Genomic DNA, 424 nt, shown 5'->3' with positions numbered 1-424 from the left:
ACCTCTACCTGCATTTCACCGACGGCCAGCGCCTGTCGCTGCGCTTCCCGCGCCAGCAGGACGACCCGGCCGAGGTCGCCCGCAGTATCCGCCAGCAGCTGGACACGCCCTATCTCAGCGTCGAGGTCGACGGCGACCTGCTGCTGATCCCGCGGGACAGCATCAAGTACCTGCAGATCAGCCCGGCGCCGGCGCGCCTGGACGACGACGGCACGCTGCGCGGCGCCGAGCTGATCGTCTGAGGGCCGTCCGCCTCAGTTACCCTCCCGGCGCAGCGCCTGCGGGGTGAAGTCGCGCGGCCCGACCTGCACGCCGAAGTCGTACATCGGCTCGTTGTTGTCCAGCCCATCGACGAAGTAGCGGCCGCCCTTGAAGTCGTAGATCGCTTCCAGGGTGCTGGAGACCAGCGGCACATCGTAGTAGT

2 protein-coding genes are annotated in these 424 nt (G+C 68.2%); one reads left to right on the top strand and one right to left on the bottom strand.

All coding sequences use genetic code 11. The features are described 5' to 3' along the window. The coding region (locus MM817_RS16535; protein WP_164106753.1) for a hypothetical protein at positions 1-242 on the top strand (242 nt) is incomplete at its 5' end. A gap of 12 nt (positions 243-254) precedes the next feature. On the opposite strand, the gene MM817_RS17645 is transcribed toward MM817_RS16535, so the two are convergent. Continuing rightward, positions 255-413 carry a DUF1329 domain-containing protein gene (locus MM817_RS17645; RefSeq protein ID WP_410967066.1) on the bottom strand — a complete coding sequence of 53 codons (159 nt, stop codon included), beginning with the start codon at positions 411-413 and terminating at the stop codon, positions 255-257. Between the last annotated feature and the right edge of the window lie 11 nt (positions 414-424).

The organism is Sulfoacidibacillus ferrooxidans, assembly GCF_022606465.1.
In the GTDB taxonomy this organism is placed as follows: domain Bacteria; phylum Bacillota; class Bacilli; order Alicyclobacillales; family SLC66; genus Sulfoacidibacillus; species Sulfoacidibacillus ferrooxidans.
Note: the sequence above shows the minus strand (reverse complement) of the source record. Positions and strands in the feature narration are given on the sequence as shown.